The 26,388-nt window shown below is 72.9% G+C and carries 20 protein-coding genes; 10 read left to right on the forward strand and 10 right to left on the reverse strand.

Going from position 1 to position 26,388, the window contains the following annotated elements; genetic code table 11:
- Positions 1 to 3: 3 nt before the first annotated feature.
- The 8 genes from dacB to ODJ79_RS11780 all read right to left on the reverse strand — a co-directional run bounded on the left by dacB (position 4) and on the right by ODJ79_RS11780 (position 10,885).
- A complete protein-coding gene (gene dacB / locus ODJ79_RS11740; RefSeq protein WP_263023411.1) occupies positions 4 to 1,581 on the reverse strand; it encodes a D-alanyl-D-alanine carboxypeptidase/D-alanyl-D-alanine-endopeptidase in 1,578 nt (525 codons plus the stop codon).
- A gap of 141 nt (positions 1,582 to 1,722) precedes the next feature.
- On the reverse strand, positions 1,723 to 2,511 hold the full coding sequence (locus ODJ79_RS11745; protein ID WP_263023412.1) for an ABC transporter permease: 789 nt from the start codon (positions 2,509 to 2,511) through the stop codon (positions 1,723 to 1,725).
- Positions 2,511 to 3,404 carry an ABC transporter ATP-binding protein gene (locus ODJ79_RS11750; protein WP_263023413.1) on the reverse strand — a complete coding sequence of 298 codons (894 nt, stop codon included), beginning with the start codon at positions 3,402 to 3,404 and terminating at the stop codon, positions 2,511 to 2,513. Before ODJ79_RS11750 ends, ODJ79_RS11745 begins: the two co-directional genes overlap by 1 nt.
- Positions 3,405 to 3,470: 66 nt before the next feature.
- Positions 3,471 to 4,445: a CU044_5270 family protein gene (locus tag ODJ79_RS11755; RefSeq protein ID WP_263023414.1), complete on the reverse strand. Its 975-nt coding sequence runs from the start codon at positions 4,443 to 4,445 to the stop codon at positions 3,471 to 3,473.
- Entirely contained in the window at positions 4,442 to 5,026 is a 585-nt protein-coding gene (locus ODJ79_RS11760; protein WP_263023415.1) for an RNA polymerase sigma factor, read from the reverse strand. The genes ODJ79_RS11755 and ODJ79_RS11760 overlap by 4 nt, the downstream gene beginning before the upstream one ends.
- An 89-nt stretch (positions 5,027 to 5,115) precedes the next feature.
- Positions 5,116 to 7,251 (reverse strand): GGDEF domain-containing protein, encoded by a 2,136-nt coding sequence (locus ODJ79_RS47000; RefSeq protein WP_317620657.1) that lies wholly within the window; start codon positions 7,249 to 7,251, stop codon positions 5,116 to 5,118.
- A 35-nt stretch (positions 7,252 to 7,286) separates the two neighbouring features.
- Positions 7,287 to 10,262, reverse strand: coding sequence for a helix-turn-helix transcriptional regulator (locus tag ODJ79_RS11775; protein ID WP_263023416.1), 2,976 nt, complete (start codon positions 10,260 to 10,262; stop codon positions 7,287 to 7,289).
- 104 nt (positions 10,263 to 10,366) lie between these two features.
- Positions 10,367 to 10,885, reverse strand: a complete 519-nt coding sequence (locus tag ODJ79_RS11780; protein ID WP_263023417.1) for an RICIN domain-containing protein — start codon at positions 10,883 to 10,885, stop codon at positions 10,367 to 10,369.
- 343 nt (positions 10,886 to 11,228) lie between these two features.
- Here ODJ79_RS11780 and ODJ79_RS11785 point away from each other — a divergent pair, with 343 nt between their 5' ends.
- The 3 genes from ODJ79_RS11785 to ODJ79_RS11795 all read left to right on the forward strand — a co-directional run bounded on the left by ODJ79_RS11785 (position 11,229) and on the right by ODJ79_RS11795 (position 17,430).
- Positions 11,229 to 14,081, forward strand: coding sequence for a glycoside hydrolase family 3 C-terminal domain-containing protein (locus tag ODJ79_RS11785; RefSeq protein WP_263023418.1), 2,853 nt, complete (start codon positions 11,229 to 11,231; stop codon positions 14,079 to 14,081).
- Positions 14,082 to 14,155: 74 nt separating this feature from the next.
- Positions 14,156 to 15,796: an ATP-binding protein gene (locus ODJ79_RS11790; protein ID WP_263023419.1), complete on the forward strand. Its 1,641-nt coding sequence runs from the start codon at positions 14,156 to 14,158 to the stop codon at positions 15,794 to 15,796.
- Between the two features lie 1,142 nt (positions 15,797 to 16,938).
- Complete coding sequence (locus tag ODJ79_RS11795; protein ID WP_263023480.1) at positions 16,939 to 17,430, forward strand: helix-turn-helix domain-containing protein; 492 nt, start codon at positions 16,939 to 16,941, stop codon at positions 17,428 to 17,430.
- Positions 17,431 to 17,526: 96 nt separating this feature from the next.
- Here ODJ79_RS11795 and ODJ79_RS11800 read toward each other — a convergent pair whose 3' ends face one another.
- Positions 17,527 to 18,399 carry a hypothetical protein gene (locus tag ODJ79_RS11800; RefSeq protein WP_263023420.1) on the reverse strand — a complete coding sequence of 291 codons (873 nt, stop codon included), beginning with the start codon at positions 18,397 to 18,399 and terminating at the stop codon, positions 17,527 to 17,529.
- Entirely contained in the window at positions 18,396 to 18,938 is a 543-nt protein-coding gene (locus ODJ79_RS11805; RefSeq protein ID WP_263023421.1) for a SigE family RNA polymerase sigma factor, read from the reverse strand. Before ODJ79_RS11805 ends, ODJ79_RS11800 begins: the two co-directional genes overlap by 4 nt.
- 154 nt (positions 18,939 to 19,092) lie before the next feature.
- Between ODJ79_RS11805 and ODJ79_RS11810 the strand changes: the two genes are divergently transcribed.
- From ODJ79_RS11810 to fadD8, 7 genes are read left to right on the forward strand one after another with little or no spacing between them, the layout of a single operon-like run.
- Positions 19,093 to 20,538, forward strand: coding sequence for an aldehyde dehydrogenase (locus tag ODJ79_RS11810; RefSeq protein ID WP_263023422.1), 1,446 nt, complete (start codon positions 19,093 to 19,095; stop codon positions 20,536 to 20,538).
- Positions 20,538 to 20,966: a Zn-ribbon domain-containing OB-fold protein gene (locus ODJ79_RS11815; protein WP_263023423.1), complete on the forward strand. Its 429-nt coding sequence runs from the start codon at positions 20,538 to 20,540 to the stop codon at positions 20,964 to 20,966. Before ODJ79_RS11810 ends, ODJ79_RS11815 begins: the two co-directional genes overlap by 1 nt.
- A complete protein-coding gene (locus tag ODJ79_RS11820) occupies positions 20,963 to 21,502 on the forward strand; it encodes a Zn-ribbon domain-containing OB-fold protein (protein ID WP_263023424.1) in 540 nt (179 codons plus the stop codon). Before ODJ79_RS11815 ends, ODJ79_RS11820 begins: the two co-directional genes overlap by 4 nt.
- Entirely contained in the window at positions 21,495 to 22,520 is a 1,026-nt protein-coding gene (locus ODJ79_RS11825; protein ID WP_263023425.1) for a lipid-transfer protein, read from the forward strand. Before ODJ79_RS11820 ends, ODJ79_RS11825 begins: the two co-directional genes overlap by 8 nt.
- The gene (locus ODJ79_RS11830; protein ID WP_263023426.1) at positions 22,517 to 23,674 is read left to right on the forward strand and encodes a thiolase domain-containing protein; all 1,158 of its coding nucleotides are present in this window, start codon (positions 22,517 to 22,519) and stop codon (positions 23,672 to 23,674) included. Before ODJ79_RS11825 ends, ODJ79_RS11830 begins: the two co-directional genes overlap by 4 nt.
- A complete protein-coding gene (locus ODJ79_RS11835; RefSeq protein WP_263023427.1) occupies positions 23,671 to 24,834 on the forward strand; it encodes a thiolase C-terminal domain-containing protein in 1,164 nt (387 codons plus the stop codon). Before ODJ79_RS11830 ends, ODJ79_RS11835 begins: the two co-directional genes overlap by 4 nt.
- A complete protein-coding gene (fadD8, locus tag ODJ79_RS11840; protein WP_263023428.1) occupies positions 24,821 to 26,365 on the forward strand; it encodes a fatty-acid--CoA ligase FadD8 in 1,545 nt (514 codons plus the stop codon). The genes ODJ79_RS11835 and fadD8 overlap by 14 nt, the downstream gene beginning before the upstream one ends.
- The last annotated feature ends 23 nt before the right edge of the window (positions 26,366 to 26,388 follow it).

Genomic DNA, 26,388 nt, shown 5'->3' on the forward strand with positions numbered 1-26,388 from the left:
CCGTCAACAGGCGTTGGGCACCCAGGAGCACTCGACCTCTTCGCCGTCGCGGGTGACCACGTGCGGCTTGACCTGGATGGTGCCCAGCTCCTTCTTCATCAGGTTGGCCGACTGAGCGGCGCCCGAGTTGGCCAGCGCCACCGCGGCCCGGTCCAGGATGTCGGCGACGCCGGCCGGCGCGGAGTTGGACACCGAGGAGAAGACCAGCGTACGGCCGGCTTTGTCCTTGACGTAGCCGGACAGCGCGTTGACGCCGGTCAGGGTGCCGGTCTTGCCGTGCAGGTTCCCCGCCGCCGGGGTGCCGACCATCCGGCTGCGCAGCGTCCCGCCGACCATCGGGTTGGGGTCGCCGGCGATCGGCAGCGCCGCATACCAGGTGGCGAACCACGGACGGTGCTGGGCGGCGTTGAGCAGCGTGGCGATCTGGTTCGTGGTCAGCCAGTCGCGGCGGCTGAGCCCGGAGCCGTCACCCATAGTGATCTTGGTGGTGTCGACGCCGAGCTGCTTGAGCGCGGCGGTGGACGCGGCGAGCCCGGTGGACCAGCTGCCCGCCGATCCGGGCGTCTTGGCCCGGCCCATCGCCTTGGTGAGCAGTTCGGCGTGCCCGTTGTTGGAAAGCTTGAGGAACGAGGGCAGCAGCTGGCCGAGCGTGATCGAGGCGTGGTCGGAGAGCGTCGTCGCCGTGCTCGGCGTCGTCCCCGTGGTGGTCGAGCCGGTGATCGTGACACCGTGTCGCTTGAGCGCGTCGCGGAAGACGCCGATCGCCAGCCTGGTCGGATCCGGCACCGCGACCATGGTGGTGTGGGTGGCGGTCGGCTTCAGCGGGGTGGAGCCGCTCACCGTGATCGTGTTGCTGCCGTGCGGCCGGGTCGCGGTGACCGTGTCGGCCGAGCCCTGCTTGCCGGTGACGGTGTGGTTGACGATGGTGACGACCGAGTTGGCCGGCGACACCGACAGCACGCCGGCCTTGCCCGCCGCCGAGCCGGGCTTGTCGACGATGGCGAGGGCGCCGGTGTCGTAGTTGGTGTCGGCGGCCACGGTCAGCGCCGAGATCGGCGCGTTGTCGAAGTACGCCTCGTCCTGCCACGACCAGTCCAGGCCGAGCGGCGTGTGGTCGAACCACGAGTCGTCGGCGACCAGGCTGCCGGTGACCTTCTTGACGCCCGCCTTGGCGACCGCGGTGGCCAGCGCGTCGAACTGGGCGTACGTCATCGTCGGGTCGCCCTGCCCGCGCAGGTAGAGGTTGCCGGTGACGGTCGAGCCGCTGCGCTTGCCGGAGTAGCGGGCCAGGGTGTGGAACCGGTAGCCCGTGCCGAGCACCTCGAGCGCCGCCGCCGAGGTCATCAGCTTCTCGTTGGACGCCGGAATGACCCGCTGATCGGCGTTGTGCGAATAGATGACCGCGCCGGTGGCGCCGTCGCGTACCTGCATGCCCGTGGTCGAGCCGGCCAGGCGCGAGTCGGCGAACACCTGGTCGAGCGTGGCGACCAGAGCGGCGTCGGAGGTGGTGTCGGCGGACGCGGCGTTCACCGCCGACAGCGCGAAGGCGGTGCCGGCGGCGGCCACCGCGGTGACGGCCACTGCGGCGAGGGTACGGCGGGAGAGGCGCATGACGCTCCGGGGGAAGGAATGGTCAACAGCGGCGCACATCGTCGCACAACGCCCATCGACAAGTGGTCCCCTTCTGCCGCAGCGGTTGTGAGCGTCGTCACCGCCCGCGGTTCAAACGCCGATGTCGCGGTGGTTGAAGCGCCACGTGCCCGCGGCGACGAACAGGACGGCGAACCCGAGCAGCAGCCCGGCGTGGCCCCACTGCACGCCGTTCTTGAGCGGCTCGCCGCCCAGGTACCAATTGAACGGGGAGAACTTCTCGGTCCACTTCAGGCTGTCGATCTGCGTGAAGAAGGAGTCGCCGAGATAGCCGAGCACCGCGACGACGGCACCCACCGCGGTCGCGTACGCCCGACGCCCGGTCCACGCGCCGACACCGTAGGCGAGCCCGGCGAACAGCAGCCCGAACAGGGCAAGCTGCAGGCAGATCGCGAACAGGCGGCCGGGTGCGAGCGCCGTGAACCGGCCCGGGCCACGCAGCGCGATGACCACGGCGCACATGACGGCGGCGATCACGGCCAGGGCCACCGTGATGGCCAGGAACCGCTGCAACGCCAGCGAGACGCGGCTCACCGGCTGGGCCTGGACCAGATCCAGCGTGCCCGCCTCCTCGTCCCCGGCGATCGCCTTGACCCCCGCGGAGATGGCGAAAACCGCGACCAGGATCGGCACCAGCAGGCCGAACACGCTGACCGCGAAGTAGTTCTCGGGCTTGGTGTAGTCCTCCATGTGGAACGCCTGCTTGATGGACTGCGGGAACGAGTTCAGGGCGTCGGCCATCGCCGGGTTGTTGATGCTGGGGTAGAACGACGCGTACATCGCGGCGACCGCGGCCAGCGCCACGGTCCAGCCGATCCACGCGCGACGGTTGTCGCGCATCGCCTTCCCGAAGACGCGCATCACGCGTCCTCCCCCCGGTAGTAGGTGAAGAAGAGCTCCTCGAGCTCGGGCTCCTCGCTGATCAGATCGACCACGTGGTGCCGGGCCAAGGCCTTCACCAGCGCGTCGGCGTCACCGGAAAGCTTGCAGCGCAACACTTTCCCGTCGATGACCACATCGGACACACCGGCCACGTCGAGCGCCGGGACGTCGTCGGCGAAGTGCACCTCGATCTTGTGTAGCGCCCGCTTGCGCAAGTCGTCGATGTGCTCGACGGCGACCAGCGAGCCCGCCCGGATGATGCCGACCCGGTCGCAGGTCTGCTGCACCTCGCTCAGCACGTGCGAGGACATGAAGACGGTCTGCCCCTCGCCGGCCGCCTCCTGAACCAGCGCGACGAACTGCTGCTGCAGGAAGGGATCGAGCCCGCTGGTCGGCTCGTCGAGGATGAGCAGCGGTGGCCGGTGCATGAAGGCCTGCAGGACGCCGAGCTTCTGCCGGTTTCCCTTGGACAGGCTGCCGATCCGTTTGCTCAGGTCGAGGTCCCATGCGGCCGCCAGCTGGTCGATGCGCTGGGCCGGCACGCCGCCGCGCAGGCTGCCCAGATACGTCAGCAACTCCCGGCCGGTCTGCCGGCCTGCGGCCACGAAGTCGCCGGCCAGGTAGCCGATCTTCGCGCGCAGGTCGGCGGAGGAGCGCGGATCGACGCCCAGCACGCGCACGGTGCCCGAGGTGGGGCGGATCAGATCCAGCAGGATGCGAATCGTGGTGCTCTTGCCGGCTCCGTTGGGGCCGAGGAAGCCGAAGACCTCGCCGGCGGCGACGGCGAGGTCCAGGCCCTTCAACGCGGTGGTGCCTCCGCGACCGTAGCGCTTGACCAGCGCCTCGGTCCGGATGGCCGGGATCTCCGCCATCGCCCGTCCTTTCGCTGCTGACGACGGTAGGGACCATAGACCGGCCGGGGCACCCGCGTCACCCGCTCAGGAAAGGTCTCCCGGGCGATCCACGATGATCATCTTGCGGTAGATCACCTGCCGGAACAGGTCGCCCTTGTGCGTGTACGAGGTTCCGTCGTCGCCGCGGTTGACGTGGTCGGTCACCGCGATCAGGCGTTCGCCGATCAACGCGTACGTCTGCTTGTCGAAGAGCAGCTCCTGCGACAGGTAACCCTCCTCGACCCGGCCCAGGCCGATCGCCGGATGCCCGTCGAGGTTGACCGCGTCGGGGTTGACTTTCATGCCCGGCTGCTGGGCGAGATAGCGGTAGATCGCCGCCTTGACGTTCGGCGGCAGCACGTACTGACCGGCCAGCGCCTCGGGATCCGCCATGACACCGCCCTCGGGATGCTCGAGGTAGTAGGCCACCTTCTCCGGCGAGGTCAGCTTGACGATCTGCGACCACGGAACGAAGCCCCACTGGCCGCCGCCGTCGCCCTGCCGGTGCACCGCGAGCTTGCCGTTCTTCATCGACGCCTGCACCTGTCCGTCGATGCGGTTCCACACCTGCACGTCGCGGTACTTCGCCTGGCCCGGCACCAGGGCGCCGTTCGGCTTCTTCGACTCGTACGCCGGCGGATTGCGCATCTCCAGCGTGTCGACGTACATGAACTGGTCCGGTCTCGGGTCGACCCACTTCTCCTGCTCGACCGACCAGGCCGCGTTCTCCAGGATCTGGGCGGCACTGACCGGGCGGAGGTACGGCACGGACGCCAACCGCGAGGCCGGCCCCGCCCCCGGTGACGGCGGCGCTGCCGCGTTCGGTTTGATCGTCACGAGGGCCGCCGCGACGGCCGTCGCGGTGGCGACACCGACCGCGATCGGGAACCACCTGCGCTGAGCCCGTCGCGGTGGGGTGATGCGGTGCTGCAACGCCACCCGGGCGCGCTGCTGCGCGGCCGGCGACGGCGCCGCGTCGGGGTCGAAGGTCTCCCGCAGGATGCTGATCTCGTCCATCATTCCCCCATCTCGATCTCGGCGCCGAGCGCCTTCCGCATCTCCTGTCGTGCCCGGTGCAACCGGGACCGGGCCGTGCCGGCCGGAATGCCCAGGGCCTCCGCCGCTTCCTGCTGACTGAGCCCGGCCCAGGCCACCAGCAGCAGGACGGCCCGCACCGGCTCCGGCAGCAGCCGCAATGCCTCGGCGAGCCGTCCCCGGACAGCCGCCGCGTCGAGCCGACCGGCGACCGCGTCCGCGTGACCGTCGGCCGCCCCCGATTCCTGGCCGCTCGCCCGCGCAAGTGCCCGATACCGCCTTGACTCCGCCCGGACGTGCCGGGCCACCAGGTTCGAGGCGATCCCGAACAACCACGGCCGCGCGTCGCCACGATCGAGGTCGTAGCCGTGCCGGCGGTCGAAGGCGGTGAGGAAGGTCTCGGACGCCACGTCCTCGGCCAGATCCGGCCCGAGCCGCCGCGCCACGTACGCGTAGATGTTCCTGTAGTGCCGATCGAAGATCGCCGTGAAGTGCTCGGGCGTCCCCCGAGATTGTTCGATGAGGTGGGCGTCGGTGAGCAGACCCGCCACGCTCGGCTGCGTCACCGTCACCACCGGACCCGTCTGAATCGTCTCCGCAGAAGCATCACACCCGTTGTTCGCCGAAGGCGGGAAGAGTGTTCGCTCAGCGGGCGTCAGGCGGCGGCAGCTCGCCGGGCGGCCTTGACGTCGTACATCGAGAGGTCGGCCTCCTGCAGGAGGTCCTGGGCGGTGGCGCCGGCGACGCACGGGGCGCTGCCGATGCTCACGCCGACCCGGACCACCCGCTCGCCGAGAACGTAGGGCGCGCAGATCGCGTCATGGATGCGGCCGACCCGCTCGTCCAGCTCCGGGCCGGGCGCGACGTCGTCGAGGAGGACCAGGAACTCGTCGCCGCCGAACCGCGCGGCCAGGTCCCCGGCACGCAGGCAGTCCCGCAGCCGGTCGGCGACGCCGACGAGCAGGCGGTCGCCGGTGTGGTGGCCCAGCGAGTCGTTGACGTGCTTGAACCCGTCGAGATCGAGGAAGAGCACGACCGCCGGCCGCTCGCCGGCGAGCCGGTTCTCCAGTGCGGCGACGAAGGACGGCCGGTTGGGCAGGCCGGTGAGCCGGTCCGACTGCGCCTCGCGCAGCAGCTGCTCCTCCTGGTCGCGCAGGTCGAGGCCGACGGTCAGCAGCGCGGCGCACTGGTTGACCATCTCCCGCCCGTCCTCGACCCGGTTCTCCACCATGTCGACCAGGGCCAGCCAGCCGCGGTCACTGTCGCCGACCTTGGCGCGGACGACGAACACCGTCTCCCCGGGCTCGGCCGCGTCGAGCAGCTCCACCGGCGGGAACGCCGCGATCGCGGTCGGTCCGGCCGGGATCGCCGGGCCGGGGTGCCGGCGCCAGCCCGGCGTGCGAACCAGCTCGCCGTCCGGCCGGCGAAGCGCGATCGAGCCGGCCGTCGCGGGCGTCAGCCCGAGCCACGAGGGGTCCCGGGGATCCACGTCGCGCCGGTGCAGCAGGGCCATGCCGAGCGTGTAGTTGATGCTGATCATCGAGCGCAGATGCAGCTTGTCGGCGAGCTGGACATGGCTGTGCGTCCGCCCGAGGGACATCATGATGGCCTGGACGCCGTGACCGACCCGGGTGGTGTCCGGCACCTCGCCGGCGGGCAGGCCGTCCGCGTACTCCTGGACCGCCCGGGAGATCACCCGCAGCGTCTCCAGGGTCGGGCTGGCGGCCAGCAGGTTCTGCAGCTCGTTCGCCGCGAGGGCGATCCGGGAGGAGTCGCCGGCGGCCATGGCCAGCAGGGCGCCGGCGGTCGCCGCGGCCGCGTCCTCGGCGGCCCGGACGTCCCGCGCGGCGGCATCGGCCTCGGCGGCCGGCAGCACCCCGGCCAGGCGCCGGCCGAGACGCCGCAGTCCGTCCTGCTCGGCCAGGTCCGGCAGCCGCTCGGCGAAGCTCGTGCACCCGCACGAGCTGCGCGGCACGAACCGGGTGGGCAGCAGGTACGGGCCCGGCGGCACGTCCTTCCCGGCCAGCCGATCGATCAGCAGGTCGACGGCGCGGTGGCTCATCGCCTCCAGCGGCTGGCGGACGGTGGCCAGTTCGGGGCGGAGCAGGCTGGCCTCGTCGAGATTGTCGAAGCCGGTCAGCAGGATGTCGTCCGGGCAGCGCATCCCGGCGGCCGTGAGCACCCGCAGCGCGGCGAACGCGTTCCGGTCGGTCGCCGTGATCAGCGCGTCGGGCCGTCCGTGGCGCAGCAGATCCGCGGCGTCCCAGGAGACGCCGCTCTCGACGTTGTTCAGCGCCGGCAGGAACACCCCGGGCTCCAGGCCGTAGGCGTCGAGGATCTCGACGTACGCGTCGTAGCGCTCCCGGATGTCGGTGGCCGCGAGGTTCCCGGTGAAGGCGATCCGGCGGCAGCCGTGCTCGCGGACAAGATGGGTGACCACGTCCCGGATCCCGGCGCCGTTGTCCGGCAGCACGGTGGGCAACCCGAGCCCGTCGACGGTGTTGCCGACCAGGATCACCGGCTTGCCGGCCCGGGCCAGCCGGGCCAGGTACTCGGGGCGGACCGCGTCGGCCAGCGCGACGAAGCCGCTGACGTGGTCCCACGCGACGGCCGCGTCGAACGCCGGGTCACCGCCGCTGACCACCAGATCGGCGGCCGCGTCCAGCGTCTGGATCGCGATGAGCCGCCGGCCGTACGACTGGGCGGCCGCTCCGACGCCGCCCGTGAGGCTGCCGTAGTAGGTGCCGCCGACGAACGGCGCCAGCACCCCGATCGCCCCGGCATCTCGCATGTCGGCCCAATCGGACGCCGCGCACCGCACTTGAGCTAGCTCAGAATGCCGATCCGGTGCGCGACGGTGGCCGCCTCGGTGCGGGTGGAGACGCCCAGCTTGGCCAGGATGTTGGAGACGTGGACGCTGGCCGTCTTGGGGCTGATGTACAGCGCTGTGGCGATCTCGCCGTTCGAGTTGCCCTCGGCCACCAGGGCGATGACTTCCCGTTCCCGGTCGGTGAGCCGGCAGCGGGGGTCCGGCTCCGGCTGCGGCGACCGGCCGGGACCGGCGGCGGTGGGTTCGAGGCGCAGCCGGGCACGGCGCGCCACGACGCGGATCTCGTCGCCGGTCGCGGCGGCGAGGTCGTCGGCCAGGGCGATGCCCTCGGTGACGGTCGCCTTGAGCGTCGCATCGGGCGCGGTGCCGGCCCGCGCCTCGGCGAGCCGGTAAAGGCAGTAGCACAGGGGGTACGCCTCGGTGGCCGCGCGCGTCGCCGAGACCGCAGCCTCCCACGCGACCACCGTGCGGGCCTCCTCGGCGCCGAACATGGCCCGGTAGGCCAGTGCCGGCGCGGTGCCGGCGGGCGTGGTCGCGGCCAGCCGGTGCAGCTCGGCCGAGGCGGCTCTTGCAGCGGCACCGAGGTCGGCCCCGGCGGCGGGATCGGCCCCGGCGGCGGGATCGGCCCCGGCGGCGGCGAGGTCGGCCTCGACGCGCATCCCGAGCCAGAGCAGCGGCCACGCGTAGCGGACGCCGAACCCGGTGTCGGGCCGGTCCAGCTCGGCGCGGATGAGCCGGCCCGCATCGGCCAGGTCACCCCGGGCATGCGCCAGCGCCGCCTCGATGAACACCATCGGCGCGGTGAACTGCACGTCGGTACCGGCCCCGAGCTGGTGCCGCGCCGCGCGGACGTCCCGCTCGGCCGCGTCGAGGTCGCCCTGCCACAGGTGCAGTTCGCCCCGCAACAGCAGCAGCGTGCTGGCGAAGACGCCGCTCGGCTCGTCGGCCAGCGCCTCGGTGATCAGGTCGAGGGCCTCGCGCCAGCGGCCCAGCCGGATCAGCGGTTCCGCCAGGTTGCCGACCAGCATGGCGCCGTGCGAGCGGCCGTGCCCGACGCGGACGGCCAGCTCGATCCCGGCGGTCGCCGCCGCGACGGCCTCGGCGTGCCGGCCCAGCATCTCGAGGGCGTCCGAGAGGTTGATGTAGCCCCGCAACGCCACGCCGTATCGCTCGTGGCGCTCGGCCAGGGCCAGGCCCTCGCGCAGCGCCGCCAACCCGGCCGGCGGGTCGTCGAGGTAGCTCGCGGCGGAGCCCAGCGTGATCAACGCGTCGGCCTGCTGCGCCGTGGCGCCGACCGCGGCGGCGGTGTGCACCGCGGTGCGGGCGACCTCGGCGGCGCGGCGCTCGTCGCCGATGCGGACCAGCGAGCCGGCCAGCGAGGCCAGCACCTCGGCGTGGGTGCCGGTCACCGGCCGGGCCGGCAGCAGGGCGAGCGCCTCCTGCAGCGACGCGGCGGCCTCCTCGTTGCGGCCCAGGGTCTGCAACACGACCGCGCGCCGCTCGACCAGCCGCGCGTTGCCCACCGGGTCGGCCGCGGGGACGGTCACGGCCCGCACCTCGTCCATGATGGACAGCGCCCGGCCGAGCTCGCCGGTGCTCCAGGCCGCCTCGGCCGCCAGCACGCCGACCTGCGACCAGTCCATGCCGGTGCGCTCGGCCGCGTCGGCCACCCGGGGCCAGATCTGCAGGGCGCGCTCGAGGTGGCGCAGCGCCTCGGCCGGGGTGAAACCGGCCACCGCCTGCCGGCCGGCCTGCACCGAGGCGGCCAGGGCGCGGGGCAGGTCGAGGGCGGCGTACCAGTGGTGGGCCAGCGTCGCGGCCACGCCGCCGTCGTCGCCCAGCAGCGACGGGTCGGCGGCCAGCGCCTCGCCGTACGCGGCGTGCAGGCGGACCCGCTCGCCGGGCAGCATGTCGTCGTAGAGGGCGTCGCGGGTGAGCTCGTGCCGGAAGCTGAACCCGCGGCCGGTGCGGTCGACCACCAGCAGGTGGTGCTCGACGGCCTCGCGCAGCGCCGGGTGGAGCTCGGCCTCGGAGGCGCCCGCGGCCGCCTCGAGCAGGCGGTCGTCGACCCACGGCCCGGCCGCGGCGGCCGCGCGAAGGATCCGCTGGGTCGCCTCGGAGACGGTCTCGGTGCGGGCGAGCAGCACGTCGCGCAGCGAGGGCGGGAGGTCGCCCGGATCGGCGCCGGCGTCGACCGCGGCGACGATCTCCTCGACCAGGAAGGCGTTGCCCTGGGAGCGCTCGTAGACGATGTCGGTGAATTGCGCCGGCGGCGTCGAGCGGCGGATCGCTCGCAGCTGGGCGGCGACCTCGTCGCGGGTGAACCGGCCGACCTCCATGCGATCGACGCTGCGCACCCGCTCCCAGGCGGCGACCAGCGGCCGCAACGGGTGCCGCCGGTGCAGTTCGTCGGACCGGTAGGTCAGCAGCAGCAACACCCCGAGCTCGCGGATCGTCTGCACCAGGAACGCGACCAGCTCGCGGGTCGACCGGTCGGCCCAGTGCAGGTCCTCGACCACCAGCAACATCGGGCGGGTGGCGGCCAGCCGGGTGATCAGGGCGAGGACGTGCTCGCGCAGCTGCCCGGCCGAGAACTCCTGCGGCGGCGCCTTGGCCGCCACCGGGTCGAGCTCGGGCAGCAGCCGGGCGAACTCTCGCCGGGCCGGCCCGAAGCAGCTGTCGAGGTCGTGCTCGGGCGTGGCCCGGATGACCGTGCGGAGGATGTCGACCAGGGGCGCCAGCGGGAGGCCTTCGCCGCCCAGCTCGGCGCAGCCGCCGCTGAGCACCCGGAAGCCGCGCTCGGCGGCGGCGCGGCTGATCTCGTTGACCAGCCGCGTCTTGCCGACCCCGGCCTCGCCGGCCACCAGGGCCACCGCCGGTTCGCCGCCACCGGCCAGGTCGAGCAGGGCTCGCAAGCGGTCGAGGTCGTCGCGCCGGCCGACCAGCACCGGGCTGACCACCTCACGCGTCACATCGAGAACCATAGGTTCGGCCGAGCCATTGCACAGCCGGACATCGGACAGCGGACGGCGCGATGCCGGCGCCTGAAAATCGGCGCCGGCTCGGCGTTTCGGCCTCAGCTGCCGGTCCCGGTGAAGAACTGGTTGTTGCCGCCGTTCCAGTACCAGGTGTCGATCGCCGCACCGCGCGCGCCGCTGTTGCCGGCCACCTCCAGGTAGAGGTTGCTGGAAACGTTCCTGATCGAGTATCCGATGAGGTTGTTGGCGACCAGCGACGTGTCCCACAGCTGGTTGGCGGTGCCATGGCAGTTCCACTGGTAGACCTGGTTCCCGGCGACGCCGTCGGTGGTGATGCACTTGCCGCTGGCCTTGTCGACCAGCTCGAAGTAGCCGCCCGAGGGCTGCAGCGTGAACAGCTGGTTGTCGCCGGAGAGCGTCCACTGGATGATCGGAGCGCCGTCGCCGTGCGACCCGCCCTGCACGTCCAGGTACAGGAACGGGTTGGACACCGGGGCGAGGCGGACCTGCTGACCGCTGGCGTGCGCGACGCCCGGGGCGCCCAGCAGCAGGCCGGCGAAGGCGGCGGCACTGGTCGCGGCGACCGCGAGCGTCTTGCGGAACGGAATGCGGATCATTTCTGCACGTCCTTTCGGAAGGCCCCGCCGGAATGGCGGTGGCATGCCGAAAACGCTACGGAATCGGCGGCGCATCGAATATTGGGAAGGCGCCGTATTTACCATTCGGCCAGGTACCTCAGACCGCATATAAGATATTCGGGAAAAGCACAATAGCGCCGCATGACGCCGCCCTGTCGCGTTCCGGACGTTCGCCTAGGCGCGCTACCTCAGATGCGTGCCGAAGCGAGATCCGGAACCGGCCGCCACTTCCATCAAGGCATGAATGAAGTCATGCTGGATGGCGAAGTTACCACCGTCGATTTCCCCGTCGACGTGCCTTCCCCATCCCCTGGGAGTCCCCGTGTTCCGATCACGAATCGCGACGGTGGCCGCCGCCGTGCTGGCCGCCACCGCCCTCTCCACCGCACCGGCCCGGGCCGCCGACCCGCCCTGGACGGACACCTCCCTGACGCCGGCCGCGCGGGCGGATCTGCTGCTCGCGGCCATGACCCAGGCCGAGAAGCTGACCATGATGCACGGCGGCGGATCCTGCGGGTACGCCGGTTGCGTACCGGCCAACGCCCGCCTCGGCATCCCCGCGCTGCGCCTGCAGGACGGCCCGGTCGGCGTCGGCGACGGCGCCACCGGCGTCACCCAGCTCGCCGCCCCGGTGGCCGGCGCGGCGAGCTGGGACACCGCGCTGATGCGGCAGTACGGCAGCACGCTCGGCGCCGAGCAGTGGGGCAAGGGCACCAACGTCGTGCTCGCGCCGACCATCAACATCGTCCGCGATCCCCGCTGGGGACGCGCGTTCGAGTCGTTCGGCGAGGACCCCTACCTGGCCGGTCAGATCGGCGCCGCCGACATCCAGGGCATCCAGAGCCAGGGACCCCTCGCACAGGTCAAGCACTACGCCGTCTACAACCAGGAGACCGCCCGCAACACCGCCGCGGACAACGCGATCGTCTCCGACCGGGCCGAACGGGAGATCTACCTGCCCGGGTTCGAGACGTCGGTTAAGCAGGGCGGCGCCGACTCGGTGATGTGCTCGTACTCGGCGATCAACGGGCCGTTCGCCTGCGAGAACGGTCCACTGCAGAACCAGGTCTTCAAGGGCGACTGGGGCTTCGACGGCTTCATCACCTCCGACTGGGGAGCCACCCACTCGACGGTCGCCTCGGCCACCAACGGGCTCGACATGGAGATGCCCGGCAACACCTACTACGGCGGCGCCCTGACCACGGCGGTCGCCAACGGCCAGGTGTCGCCGGCGACCATCGACGATCACGTGCGGCGCATCCTCACCCCGATGTTCCGGCAAGGGCTTTTCGATCGTACGCAAAATGGAAGTTTGGCAAGCACCGTGACGTCGGCGGCGCACACCGCGCTGGCCCGCCAGGTTGCCACCGACGGCAGCGTGCTGCTGAAGAACAGCAACGCGGTGCTGCCCGTGCCGGCCACGACCAGAAGCATCGCCGTGCTGGGCACCGGCGGCGGCAGCGCGCCGATGTACCAGGGCGGCGGCAGCGCGGGCGTGAACCCGTCCGGCTCGGTCAGCCCCTACCAGGGCATCCTCAACCGAGCCGGCAGCGGAATCAGCGTGACCTACTCACCCGGCACCGCGGGCGCCGGAATCACCGGGCTCGCCGGCAAGTGCATCGACGTGGCCGCGGCGAACACCGCCAACGGCACCGCGGTCCAGCTGTACGACTGCAACGGCACCAACGCGCAGGCGTGGACCACCGGATCGGACGGCAGCCTGCGCGCGCTCGGCAAATGCATGGACGTGACCGGCGCCGGCACCGCCGACGGCACCAAAATCCAGCTGTACGACTGCAACGGCACCGGCGCACAGAAGTGGACCGCCACCAACGGGACCCTGGTCAACACCGGTTCCGGACGGTGCCTGACCGCCGGCGCCTCGGCCAACGGCACCCAGCTGACCCTCGGCACCTGCAACGGCTCGGCCGGCCAGCAGTGGAAACTGCCCACCGGCGCCGGTCACGACCAGGCGGTGGCCGCCGCCCGGGCCGCCGACCTGGCCGTGGTGTTCGTCGGCAAGTTCGAGTCCGAGGGCAGCGACCTCGCCGACATCAACCTGCCCGCCGACCAGAACCAGCTGGTCACCGACGTGGCCGCGGCCAACCCGAACACCGTCGTGGTGGTCACCAGCGGCTCCGCGGTCGCGATGCCGTGGGCCGGCGCGGTCCGCGGCATCATCGAGGCCTGGTACCCGGGCCAGGAGTACGGCACCGCGCTGGCCTCGCTGCTGTTCGGCGACGCCGACCCGTCCGGCAAGCTGCCGGTGACCTTCCCCGCGTCGCTCGCCGACGTGCCCGCGCACACCGCGGCCCAGTGGCCCGGGCAGAACAACACCGTGCAGTACTCGGAAGGCATCGACGTCGGATACCGCTGGTACGACCGGCAGAACCGCACGCCCGCGTACCCCTTCGGCTTCGGCCTTTCCTACACCACCTTCGCGTACGCCGATCTGGCCGTCGGCACGCCGGACGCGGCCGGCAACGTCGCCGTGTCGTTCGACGTGAGCAACACCGGCGCGCGTACCGGCGCCGAGGTGGCTCAGGTGTACGTCGGGCAACCGTCGTCCACCGGCGAGCCGCCGAAGAACCTGCGCGGCTTCGCCAAGGTCAGCCTCACGCCGGGACAGACCCAGCGGGTCACCGTCACCCTGGACGCCCGCAGCTTCCAGTACTGGAACGGCGCCTGGGCCACGGCAACCGGCGCCAACCAGATCATGGTCGGCGCGTCCTCCCGGGACATCCGCCTGACCGGCTCGGTGACCGTCGGCTCCACGGGCTCGGCGCCGCTGAGCCGTACCGGATGGACCGCCACCGCCGCGCCGTCCAGCACCACCGACGTGCCGGCCCGGATGCTGGACGGCAACCCGGGCACCCGCTGGAGCTCGGGCACCCCGATGACCGACGGAAACACCGTCACGATCGACCTGGCATCCCCCCGTACGTTCGGCAAGGTGGTGATGGACTCCGGCGGCAGCGCGTCCGACTACGCCCGCGGCTACCGCATCGACGTGTCGCCGGACGCGAGCACCTGGCAGACCGTCGGCACCGGCACCGGCAGCACCGCCGTGGTCACCGCCACGATCGGCAGCCGGACCGCCCGCTACCTGCGGATCACCCAGACCGGATCGGCGTCCTCCTGGTGGTCGATAGCCGAGCTCAACCTCTACCCCTGATCCGCCGATGTCGATTCCTTGACAGAGTCGGCTCGCCGATGGGAGCGCGCCCGCCACTCCCCTAACTTGACGTGGTGAAGCATGACGTCGTAAGCCCCGTCCTGGTCGGCCGTCGCGGCGAGCTCGCCCGGCTGCACGCCCTGCTCGATCGGACCGCCGGCGGCCGAGCCGCGGTGGCGCTGCTCGGCGGCGAGGCGGGCGTCGGCAAGTCCCGCCTGGTGCGGGAGTTGAGCCGGACGGCCGCCTCGCGGGGGATGCGGGTGCTCAGCGGCGGCTGCACGGAGCTCGGCGGTGCGGGCCTCGCGCTCGCACCGCTGGTGGACGTGCTCCGGGCGCTGGCCCGGTCCGCCCCGGCCGGCGAGCTCGATCGGCTGCTCGGCCCGGCCCGGCGGGAGTTCGCGCGGCTGCTGCCCGAGCTCGACCCGTCGGCCGCCGGTGCGTCCGCTGCCGACGGCTCGCCGGCCCAGCTGCTGGAGCACGTCCTCGCGCTGGTCACCCAGCTGGCCGCGGAACGGCCCGTGCTGCTGATCGTCGAAGATCTCCACTGGGCCGACCGGTCCACCCGCGACCTGATGGTGTTCCTCGCCCGGACCCTGCGCGAGCACGGCGTCCTGCTGCTGATGACCTACCGCTCGGACGAGCTGCACCGCCGGCACCCGCTGCGACCGCTGCTGACCGCCTGGGAGCGTGCGCGCGCGGTCGAGCACATCGAGCTCGGCCGCTTCACCCGCGACGAGGTCGTGTGCCAGCTGCACGCCATCCGGGAGGCCCGGCCGCCCGCGGCGTTCGCGTCGGTGGTGTTCGAACGCTCCCAGGGCAACGCGTTCCTGGTCGAGGAGATCGTCGCCGCGGTGTACGACGGCGCCGACCCCGGCGACCTGCCCTCATCGCTGCGCGACGTGCTGCTGGCGCGCACCGAGACCGTGTCCGAGCCGACGCAGCGCGTCCTGCGCACCGCGGCGGCGGCCGGATCCCGCGTCGACCATCGGCTGCTCGAGGCGGTGGCCGGCATGACCGGGGCGGAGGTGTGCGCCGCCGTACGCGAGGCCGTCGAGCACCATCTGCTGGTCGTCGACGCCACCGGTCACGGGTACGCGTTCCGGCACGAGCTGACCCGCGACGCGGTCTACGACGACATGCTCCCGGCGAACGGGTACGGCTGCACGCCGCGTACGGCAGCGCCCTGGCGGCGGAGCCCGCGCTGCTCGGCGACGACGGCGGCGTGGCGGCGACACTCGCCCACCACTGGTACGCGGCGCTGGATCTGCCCCGGGCGCTCGCCGCATCGGTGCGCGCCGCCCGCCAGGCCACCTCGGCGTACGCGTCGGCGGACGCCGGGAGCCACCTCGAGCGGGCCATGCGGATCTGGCCCCGCGTGCCGGATGCGGAAAAGGTGGCCGGGGTGGACTGGATCCAGCTCAGCCTGCTGTCGGCGGAGGCGGCCTGGGCGGCCGGCGACCCCGCCCGCGGACTGTCCATCGTCGACCGGACGCTGGCCGCGACCAAGCCGGGCGGGACGGGCGCGGAGATCGGCGGGGCGGGCGCCACGGGCAGTGGGGCGAGCGCCACGGGCAGCGCGGGCGCGGGCAGCGCGGGCGCGGGCAGCGCGGGCGCGGGCGTGGGCAGCGCGGGCGCGGGCGTGGGCAGCGCGGGTGGGGCGGGCGCCACGGGCGGCGGCAGGGGCGGCGTCGGGCCCGTGCAGCGGGCCCGGATGATCGAGCGGCGCGCGTTCATGCTGCGCGCCCTGGGCCGCGAGGAGGAGGCCGCCACTCAGCTGCGCGAGGCTCTCGCCCTGCTGCCACCGGAACCGGCCGCGGCGGCGACCGTGGCCGGCGCGGACCCGAGCGGCATCGGTGCCGCCGCCGACCTCACCGCGACCCGCGCGGTCGTTCTCGCCTCCCTGGCCACCTCGATCCGGTGGATCGGGCGGCCCGAGGAAGCCTGCGCCGTCGCCGCCGAGGCGGCACGCACGGCGGCCGCGGTCGGCGCGACGGCCCAGCAGGCCGACGCGCTGATCACCCAGGGCAGCGTCTCGGGATACGTGCGCGGCGAGGAGGGCCTCGGCCCGCTGCGCGAGGGCATCGCGCTCGCCGAGCGACACGGCATCGTCGACGTGGCGGTCCGCGGGCACATCAACTACGCGGACATCCTGGAGACCCTGGGCCGGCACGAGGACGCCGCCGACGGCGCGCGGGCCGGGATGGCCCTGGCCGCCCGGCTCGGCCGCACCCGGCCCTGGGCCGCCATGCTGACCGGCACCCTGGCCGAGCCGCTGATCCGGCTCGGCCGCTGGCGCGAAGGGCTCGACCTGATCACGCAGACGCTCGCCGACGAGCCCACCGGCATCGTCGCGTACACGCTGCTGATGATGCGCGGCGGCCTGCGGTCGTGGCAGGGCGACGCGGCCGGCGCCGTGCAGGACGTCCAGGACGCACGCCGGCACATCGGCCACGGCGCGGCCGCCCGCGTCACCGCGCCGATGCTCTTCATCATGGCCGAGCGGAGCCGGGGCGAGGGCCGGTACACCGAGGCGCGCGAGCTGATCCGGGACGGGCTGGAAAGGCCGGCGACCGCGCTCGACACGCGCTTTCGCTGGCCGCTGGCCTGGCTGGGTGCCCGGGTGGAGGCCGACATCGCGACGACCCGGCAGGAAGCACGATTGCCCGGACCGGACCACGCGGGAGCAGAAGGACCCGGACCGGACCCGGCGGGAGCGGCGCGGGCCGGACGAGACGACACAGCCGGAGCGGCACGGGCCGGGCGGGACGACGCGACGGGAGCGGAACGGGCCGAGGCGCTGCGGGTCTTCGCGGCAACGACCCCGGCGACCACGCCGCCGATGCGGGCCTACCGGGCCATGGCCGCGGCCGAGGCCGCCCGCCGGGTGCGGCAGGGCGAGCGCGAGGCCTGGCAGGCCGCGGTCGCCGCCGCCCGGAACGCCGCGGAGGCGTACCCGCTCTGCTACTGCCTCTTCCGGCTGGCCGAGGTGGAGCGTTCCGCATCGGCCGCCGCGGAGTGCCTGCGCCTCGCCGAAGAGCTCGGGTCGGCTACGGCCACCGACGTGCGCGCGCTGGTCGGCAGCGGTCGGCTGCGCCCGGAGCCGACCGGCAGCGCCCGCCCGCGCCCGGAGCCGGCCGGGACGGTCCCGCTGCGCCTCACCGTTCGGGAGCGGGAGGTGCTGGCGCTGGTCACCGAGGGCCGCTCGAACGGTCAGATCGCCACCGCCCTGTTCATCAGCCCGAAGACCGCCAGCGTGCACGTGTCGAACATCCTGGCCAAGCTCAGCGTCTCCAGCCGCACGGAGGCCGCGACCACCGCCCACCGGCTCGGCCTGCTGGCCACCGGCTGACGACGGTCGGGTCGTGGCCCAGCCCACGGCCCGGACGCTGCCCGCGCCGGACAGGTCGGTGCCGTTCCGGTAGTCGTCGCCGGGACTGGGGAACCGTCACGGCAGCATCGCCGGGTCGGCGGCCAGCGCGGCGAGCTGGTCCGCCGTGAGGAACCAGTCGCCCAGGGCCGAGGTCGGCGTCTGCCTCTTCGGGTGCTTGTTCACCGCGTCGGGCGGCAGCTGGTCCTTCTCGGACTGGAAGTCGGGCACGCTCCGGCTCTCGGTAATGCTGAGGGCGCCGTTGCGCAGGTACCTCGTCGCGGTGATCACGTCGATCTCCGGGGCGGTGTTGGTCCAGTGCTCCCGGGTCACCCGGATCGCCGTGCCGTTGACGTCGACGGTCTTGCAGAACGTGCCGGGCTGGTCGCCGTTGCGCTTCGCGATCTCCGGACCGCACAGGTCGCCGGCCGGCACGGGCTTGCCGTCGTTGACGATGTCGGCGGCGAGCCACCCGACCCGGCCGTCCTTCGACACCAGGACGCTGGTGTTCGCGGCCAGCAGCGCCCCGCCGTCCTTGCCGATCGGCGCGGCGGGATCGGTCGGATACGGGGTTCGACTGGTGGAGAACGCGTACTGCGAGGTGGCGGCGTAGCCCGGCGGCAGTGCCCGCTTCATCGCCTGGAACATCTTCCGGTCGTGCGTCCCCGCCGCCTGCGCGTACGGAACCTCGGCCGGCACGGGAGAGCTCGGCGGGGTCGCCGCGGGCGAGGCGCCGGCCTGAACCGCCGGGGCGGGGCGGTGGCCGGCCACCAGCGGCGCGGCGAACACCGCCGCACCGGTGAGCGCCGCGGTGACGGCGAGGCCACCACCGGCCCGGATCGCCGATCGGCGGGCGGTCGAGCGGTGCACCTCGGCCAGCACCTGGGCGCCGTCGCGCATCGGCGGCGGAGCGTCGAGCAGCTGCTCGCAAAGGAATTTGACGTCGTTCATTTCCGTCCTCCCGTGGTCGATGGCGACAGCCGGCCCAGCGCGTCGCGAAGGTCGGTCAGGCCCCGCGAGGTCTGGCTCTTCACCGTTCCGGTGGAGCAACCGAGAACGTCCGCGACCCGCTCGACCGGCATGTCCGCCCAGAACCGCAGGATCAGCACCGCGCGGCGCCGCTTGGGCACCTGCTGCAGCGCGTTCCGCAGCACCTCGCGATCCTCCGTGCCGCCCGTCTCGGGCGCCGTGACGTCGAGCACGGCATCCTCGGGCGGGGTCGGCTTCTCCCGGCGCCAGGGCCGGCGCCGCTCGTCGAGAAAGGTGCGCAGCAGGACCTGGCGCACGTACTGGTCGAGCGTGTCGTGCCGCTCGATCCGCGGCCAGGCCCGGTACAGCTTCGTGAAGGCGACCTGGGTCAGGTCCTCGGCCAGGTGCCAGTCACCGCACAACAGGTATGCCGTGTTGCGAAGCATTGCCGCGCGAGCGTTGTAGTACGCGACGAACTCGCCGTCGTACGCGCGCCGGAATCCCTTCCGCAGCGGACCCATCGATCATCCTGTCCCTTCGTTCCCGGTCGGGATAGACACGGGACGGAAGCCCCGTCAGGTTGCTCGGGCTCCAACAGTTCCATCGAGGCGGGTTCCTGGCCTATGGTAACGAGAACGTGTTCTAGTTTCTGGGTCGTTCCGGTGAGGAGCAACGATGCTGGAGTACAAGGAGCTCTACGTCGGCGGCCGGTGGGCGGCGCCGGCCTCCGACCGGCGGATCCAGCTGATCTCGCCGCACTCCGAGCAACCCCTGGCCGGCACGCCCGAGGCGACCGCGGAGGATGTGGACCGCGCGGTCGAGGCGGCGCGCCGCGCGTTCGACGACGGGCCCTGGTCACGCGCCGATCCGGCCGCGCGACGAGAAGCGGTGCAGCGGTTCGCCGCCGCCTACCTGGCCCGGCAGGAGGAGCTGGCCGAGCTGATCAGCACCGAGATGGGCGCGCCCCTCTGGTTCTCGCACGTCGGGCAGGTGGGCGCCACGGCCATGGCGCTGGACGCGTTCCTCACCGCGGCCGAAAGCTATCCGTGGGAGGAGCGGCGGACCGGCTCGTTCGGCAGCCCCGTCGTGGTGCGGCGGGAACCGGCCGGGGTGGTCGGGGTGATCACGCCGTGGAACGTGCCGCACTTCGTGACGATCGCCAAGCTGGTGCCGGCGCTGCTGGCCGGGTGCACCGTGGTGCTCAAGCCGGCGCCCGAGACACCCGCGTCGGGCCTGGTCCTCGGTGAGATTCTCGACCAGGCCGGGCTGCCGGAAGGGGTGGTCAGCATCCTGCCGGCCGGCCGCGAGGTCGGCGAGCATCTGGTCACGCATCCGGGCGTCGACAAGGTCGCCTTCACCGGGTCGACCGCGGCGGGGCGCCGGATCGCCGCGCTGTGCGGCAACGACCTGCGCCGGGTGACCCTGGAGCTGGGCGGCAAGTCGGCCGCGATCGTGCTCGACGACGCCGACCCCGGCGAGGTCGCGCAGGGCCTGCAGATGGCCTCGCTGATGAACAGCGGGCAGGCCTGCATCGCGCAGACCCGCATCCTGGCGCCGCGGGCCCGGTACGCCGAGGTCGTCGACGCGGTCGCGGCGATGATGGGCGCGCTGACCGTGGGCGACCCGCTGGACATGGCCAACTACATCGGCCCGATGGTGGCCCGCCGCCAGCAGGAGCGGGTGGGCTCGTACATCGACCTCGGCGAGCAGGAGGGCGCGCGCCTGGTGCTGGGCGGCTCGGGCATGCCCGACGGCCTCGACACCGGCTGGTACGTGCGGCCGACCCTGTTCGCGGACGTGCACAACGGGATGCGGATCGCCCGGGAGGAGATCTTCGGCCCGGTGCTGTGCGTGCTCCCGTACGACGGCGAGGACGAGGCCGTGCGGATCGCCAACGACTCCGAGTACGGGCTGGCCGGCACGGTGTGGACGGCCGATGTGGAGCACGGCCTCGACGTGGCCCGCCGGATGCGCACCGGCACCGTGGGCATCAACCAGTACCTGCTCGACTTCAACTCGCCGTTCGGCGGCTTCAAGGCCAGCGGCATCGGCCGCGAGTTCGGGCCGGAGGGCATCGACGGCTACGTCGAGCTCAAGTCGGTCGCACTCCCCCTCGGATGATGAGCCTGTCCGCGCCGTACACCATAGAATTTCCGTTCCGGCGCACGGTCGGTCCCAAGATCGGCACGTTCCTGGCGGGGCTGCGCGAAGCGCGCCTGTTCGGGGTGCGGACCGCGCGGGGTGTGCTGTGCCCGCCGCTCGAGTTCGATCCGGTCAGCGGCGCGGCCACCGGCGAGCTCGTCGAACTGGAGCCGGTCGGCACGGTCACGGCCTGGACCTGGGTGCCGGCCCGGCCGGGCGATCCGGTGGAGCACGACTTCGCCTGGGCGCTGGTCGCCATCGACGGCACGGTCGGCGCGCTGTTCCACTGCGTCGACGTCGGCGGCGATCACAATCAAATGCACACCGGGCTTCGCGTACGCGCGAGGTGGCGCCCCGACCGCAGCGGCGACCTGCGCGACCTCTGGTGTTTCGAGGTGCTGCCGTGACCCTGCCGGAGCCGGTCGGCACCATGGCGAGCCCGCTGCGCATGGACTACACGTATGTGGCCGGCGCGGGCCGGTCGGTGTTCCTGCGTGGCCTGGCGCAGCGCCGCCTGCTGGCCGCCCGCTGCCCCGGCTGCTCCCGCGTGTATTCGCCGGCGCCCGAGCTCTGCTCCCGCTGCCTGCGCCGGCTCGGACCGCCGTTCGAGCTGACCGGGCGCGGCGAGGTGTCGACGTTCTGCGTGGTGAGCTTCCCGTTCCCGGGGCAGGTCTACAAGCCACCGTACGTGGTGGCGCACATCCGGCTGGACGGCGCCGACACCCGGCTCATGCATCTGGTGCGCGAGGTGGCGCCGGAGCGGGTGACCATCGGCCTGCGGGTGGAGCCGGTGTGGGTCGACGACGACGAGCTGGACACGTCGACCACCAGCATCCGGTACTTCCGGCCGGTCCCCACCCGGTTCGGGTGGGGACCCAGTGAAGCACCCGGATACGACAATAATTCGGCGCCGTCCACAGCGGCCGGGTCCGCCGATGCGTGAGGTCGCGGTGGTGTCCTACGCCCGGTCGCCGTTCGTGCCCGCCGACCGCGAGCACGACATGGCCGAGATCGTGCAGCCGGTGATCCGCCAGGCCCTGGACGCATGCGGGCTGGACCGCGACCATATCGACTTCTTCGCCTCCGGCAGCCACGACTTCTACGAGGGCCGCACCTTCTCCTACATCGAGTCGCTGGACGCGGTCGGCGCCTGGCCGCCGATCTCTGAGTCCCATGTGGAGATGGACGCGGCCTGGGCGTTCGCCGAGGCCTGGGCGTGGCTTCAGCTGGGCGAGGGCACCACCGCTCTGGTGTACGGCATCGGCCGCTCCTCGCTGGCCGCCGACCTCGACCAGGTGATGCCCGCCCAGCTCGACCCCTACCTGCTGGCCCCGCTGCGGCCGCACCGGGACGCCCTCGCCGGCCTGCAGGCACGGGCGCTGCTGGACGCCGGGCTGATCAGCGAACCGCAGCTCGCCGAGGTGGTGTCCCGATATCGGGCCGACGTCTCGATGGCCTCGCCGTACCTGGCCTCTCCCCTGCGCGCTCACGACATCGCGCCACCGGGCGACGCCGCCGCCGTGCTCATCCTCGCCGAGGGCGACACCGCACGCCGGCTCGCTGCCCGCCCGGCCTGGGTGCGCGGGCTCGACCACCGGATAGAGACCCACTACCCGGGCGTACGCGACCTGACCTGCTCCGCCTCGACCCGTCGGGCCGCCGCGCGGGCCGCCGAGATGGCCGGGTTCGCCGCGGCCGACGTCGAGGTGGCCGAGCTGCACACCGAGTACAGCTACCAGGAGCCGCTGCTGGTGTCCGCGCTCGGCCTGGAGAAGGCGGCGGTGAACCCGTCCGGCGGTCCCCTCGCGGGCCGGCCGGCCACCGCCACCGGCCTGATCCGGATCGGCGAGGCCGCCCGCCGGATCATGGACGGCTCCGAAGAGAAGGCCCTCGCGCACGCCACCAACGGTCCGGCCTTGCAGCACAACCTGGTCTGCCTGCTCGCCGGGGAGCCGCGATGAGCACCCCGCCGGCCGTCATCGGCGTCGGGCAGAGCAAGCAGGCCAAGCGCCGCGAGGTCACCATCGGCGCGCTCGTCCGCGAGGCGGTCGACGAGGCCCTCGCCGACGCGGGACTGGGGTTCGCCGACATCGACGCGGTGGTGCTGAGCAAGACGCCCGACCTGTTCGACGGGGTGATGAACCCGGAGCTGTACCTGGCCGACGCGATGGGCGCGGTGGGTCTGCCGGTGACCCGGGTGTTCACCGGCGGCAGCGTCGGCGGGCACGCGGCGATCTTCGGGGCCCATCTGGTGGCGGCCGGCCTGGCCCGGCGGGTGCTGGTGGTCGCGTACTCGAAGGAGTCGGAGGGCAACTTCACCTGGGCGCTGTCCCGGGGCCTGCCGTTCAGCTCGCATCTGGGCGCGGGGGCGGGCGGACACTTCGCGCCGGTGATCCGGGAGTACATCCGCCGGTCGCGGGCGCCCGAGCACATCGGCTGGAAGGTCGCCGTCAACCACCGGCAGAACGCGGCCCGCAATCCGTACGCGCACCTCCGCCGCGCCGATCTGACCATCGAGGAGGTGCGGCAGTCGCCGATGCTGTGGGATCCGATCCGCTACCTCGAGTCGTGCCCGTCGTCGGACGGCTCCTGCGCGATCGTGCTCACCGGCGCCGGTCTGGCCCGCCGCGCGCCCCGGCCGCCGGCCTGGATCCACGGCCTGGCCTGGCGCACCGAGACCGGCCACTTCGCCGGCCGCGACGAGGTGAACCCGCGGGCCGGGCGGGACTGCGCCGCCGACGCCTACCGCCAGGCCGGCATCACCGACCCGGCCCGCGAGATCGACGTGGCCGAGCTCTACATCCCGTACAGCTGGTACGAGCCGATGTGGCTGGAGAACACCGGGCTGGCCGAGGAACACGCCGGCTGGCGGCTGGTCGACGCGGACCGCACCGCGTTCGGCGGCGACCTGCCGGTCAACCCGTCCGGCGGGGTGCTGTCCGGCAACCCGACCGGCGCCACCGGCCTGCTCCGGTTCGCCGAGGCGGCGCTGCAGGTGCGCGGCCTGGCCGGCGAGCACCAGGTGCCGGGCGCCCGCCGGGCCGTGGGGCACGCCATGGGCGGGGCGTCGCAGTTCCACGCGCTCTGGGTGGTCGGCAGCGAGGCACCCCGATGAGGGCGTACGTGGCGGGGGTCGGGATGACGCCGTTCACGCGGATCGGCGGTGACACCACGTATCCGCGGATGGTCGCCGAGGCGGTACGGCACGCGCTGGCCGACGCGGGCCTCGGCTACGGCGACGTGCAGCGGGCCGCGGTCGGCTACGTGTTCCAGCCGTCCACGGCCGGCCAGCGCGCCCTGTACGACGTCGGGCTCACCGGCATCCCGGTGGTCAACGTGAACAACAACTGCGCCACCGGGTCGACCGCGCTGATGCTGGCCCGGGAATGGGTGCAGAGCGGCGTGGCCGACGTCGCGCTGGCGGTCGGTTTCGAGCAGATGACCCGGGAGGCGATGGCCGGCCGGCCCACCGGAGTGTCCACGATAGACGCACACCTGGCCGCGCTGCCCGGCGCCGGTACTCCGGTGACCGCATGGTTCTTCGCGCGGGCGGCCGAGGAGCACATGCGCCGGCACGGCACCACCGTCGAGGATCTGGCCCGGGTCGCGGTCAAGAACCACGAGCACTCCACCCGTAACCCGCTCGCCCAGTTCCGCCGGGCGTTCACGCTCGACGAGGTGCTGGCCGACAAAACCGTCTCGGGGCCGCTCACCCGTACCCAATGCTCGCCCTTGTCCGACGGCGCCGCCGCCGCTGTCGTCGTGAGCGAGAGGACCGCCCGAGCCGTCGAGATCGTCTCGCAGCGGATGGTGACCGACACCGCCGAGTCCTTCGCCGGCGGGTCGGCGATCGCCGTGGTCGGCGCCCCGATGACCCGCCGGGCCACCGCTGAGGTGCTGGCCGACGCCGGCGTGGGCATCGACGACATCGACGTGATCGAACTGCACGACTGCTTTTCGATCAACGAGCTCCTCACGTACGAGGCGATGGGTTTGTGTCCCGAGGGTGGCGGTGGCGAGCTCGTGCGATCCGGCGCGACCACCTACGGCGGCACATGGGTGGTGAACCCGTCCGGCGGGCTGATCTCCAAGGGGCATCCGCTGGGCGCCACCGGCCTGGCCCAGTGCGCCGAACTGGTCTGGCAGCTGCGCGGCGAGGCCGGCGACCGCCAGGTGCCCGGGGCGCGGCTGGCGCTCGCCCACAATCTCGGGCTCGGCGGCGCGTGTGTAGTGACGCTGTTCAGGGGAGGAAGCCATGGGAATGCGGGAACCTAACCACCTGGGCCACCTGGTCGTCGCGGCACTGCGCCGGCACCGCGACAAGCCGGTGATGGAGCTCGGCGGCGGCACCCTGACCGGCGGCGAGGTCGCCGCCGCCGCCAGCCGCTACGTGCAGGCGCTGGAGGCCCTGGGGGTGGGCGCCTCGGCGCTGCTGTCCACCAACCGCCCCGAGGTGCTGCTGATCGTCGCGGCCGGTCAGGTGCTGGGCGCGCGGCGCACGGCGCTGCACCCGCTGGGCTCGCTCGACGACCACGCGTACGCGATCAACGACGCCGGCATCGGGACACTCATCGTCGACCCGGTCTTCGCGGAACGCGCCCTGGGGCTGCTGGACCGGGTGCCCGGGCTGAAGCAGGTGCTCACCATCGGCCCGGCGCCCTCGTCCCTGGCCGGCGCGGTCGACCTGGTCGCCGCCGCCTCCCACTATCAGCCGGCGCCGCTGCGGCCGGCTTCGCTGGCGCCCGACCACGTCGTGTCGATCACCTACACCGGCGGCACGACCGGCCGACCCAAGGGCGTCATGGGCACCGCGCAGTCGATGCTGACCATGTCGCAGGTGATGCTGGCCGAGTGGGAGTGGCCGGACGCTCCCCGGTTCCTGGTGTGCACGCCGCTGTCGCACGCCGGCGCCGCGTTCTTCGTGCCCACCCTGCTCAAGGGCGGATCGCTGGTGGTGCTCCCCCGCTTCGACCCGGCCGAGGTGCTGCGCACCATCGAGGAGCAGCGGATCACCGCCACCATGCTGGTGCCGACCATGCTGTACGCGCTGCTCGACCACCCCGACTCGGGCACCCGCGACCTGTCCAGCCTGGAGACGGTCTACTACGGCGCGGCGCCGATCAACCCGGTGCGGCTGCGCGAGGCGATCGACCGGTTCGGGCCGATCTTCGCGCAGTACTACGGGCAGTCCGAGGCGCCGATGGCGATCAGCTACCTGCCCCGCGGCGAACACGACGACGCCCGGCTGACCTCGTGCGGGCGGCCGTCCGCGTTCCTGCGTACGGCCCTGCTCGACGAGCACGGCAACCGGGTGCCGCCCGGCGAGCCGGGTGAGATCTGCGTGGCTGGCCCGCTGCTCGCCGCCGGCTACTGGAACCAGCCGGAGGCAACCGCGGCGGCGTTCGGCGGCGGCTGGCTGCGGACCGGCGACGTGGCCCGCGAGGACCCGGACGGCTACTGGCACATCGTCGACCGGGTCAAGGACATGATCGTCACCGGCGGCTTCAACGTGTTCCCGCGCGAGGTCGAGGACGCGATCGCGACCCACCCCGCGGTGGCGCAGGTGGGCGTGATCGGCGTGCCGGACGCGACCTGGGGCGAGGCGGTCACCGCGATCGTGGTGCTGCGCGACGGTTCTGCCGCGGACGGCCTGGCCGCGGATCTCAAGGCGCTGGTGCGTGACCGGAAGGGCCCGGTCCAGGCGCCGAAGCACGTGATCGTGGCGGACCGGCTGCCGCTGACCGCCCTCGGCAAGCCGGACAAGAAGGCCCTCCGCGCCGCCTACGCCGACCACGATTTCGGCTGAGCGCGCACCTGGGAGCTGATCGG

It is taken from the genome of Actinoplanes sp. KI2 (genome assembly GCF_025630775.1).
Classification (GTDB): Bacteria; Actinomycetota; Actinomycetes; order Mycobacteriales; family Micromonosporaceae; genus Actinoplanes.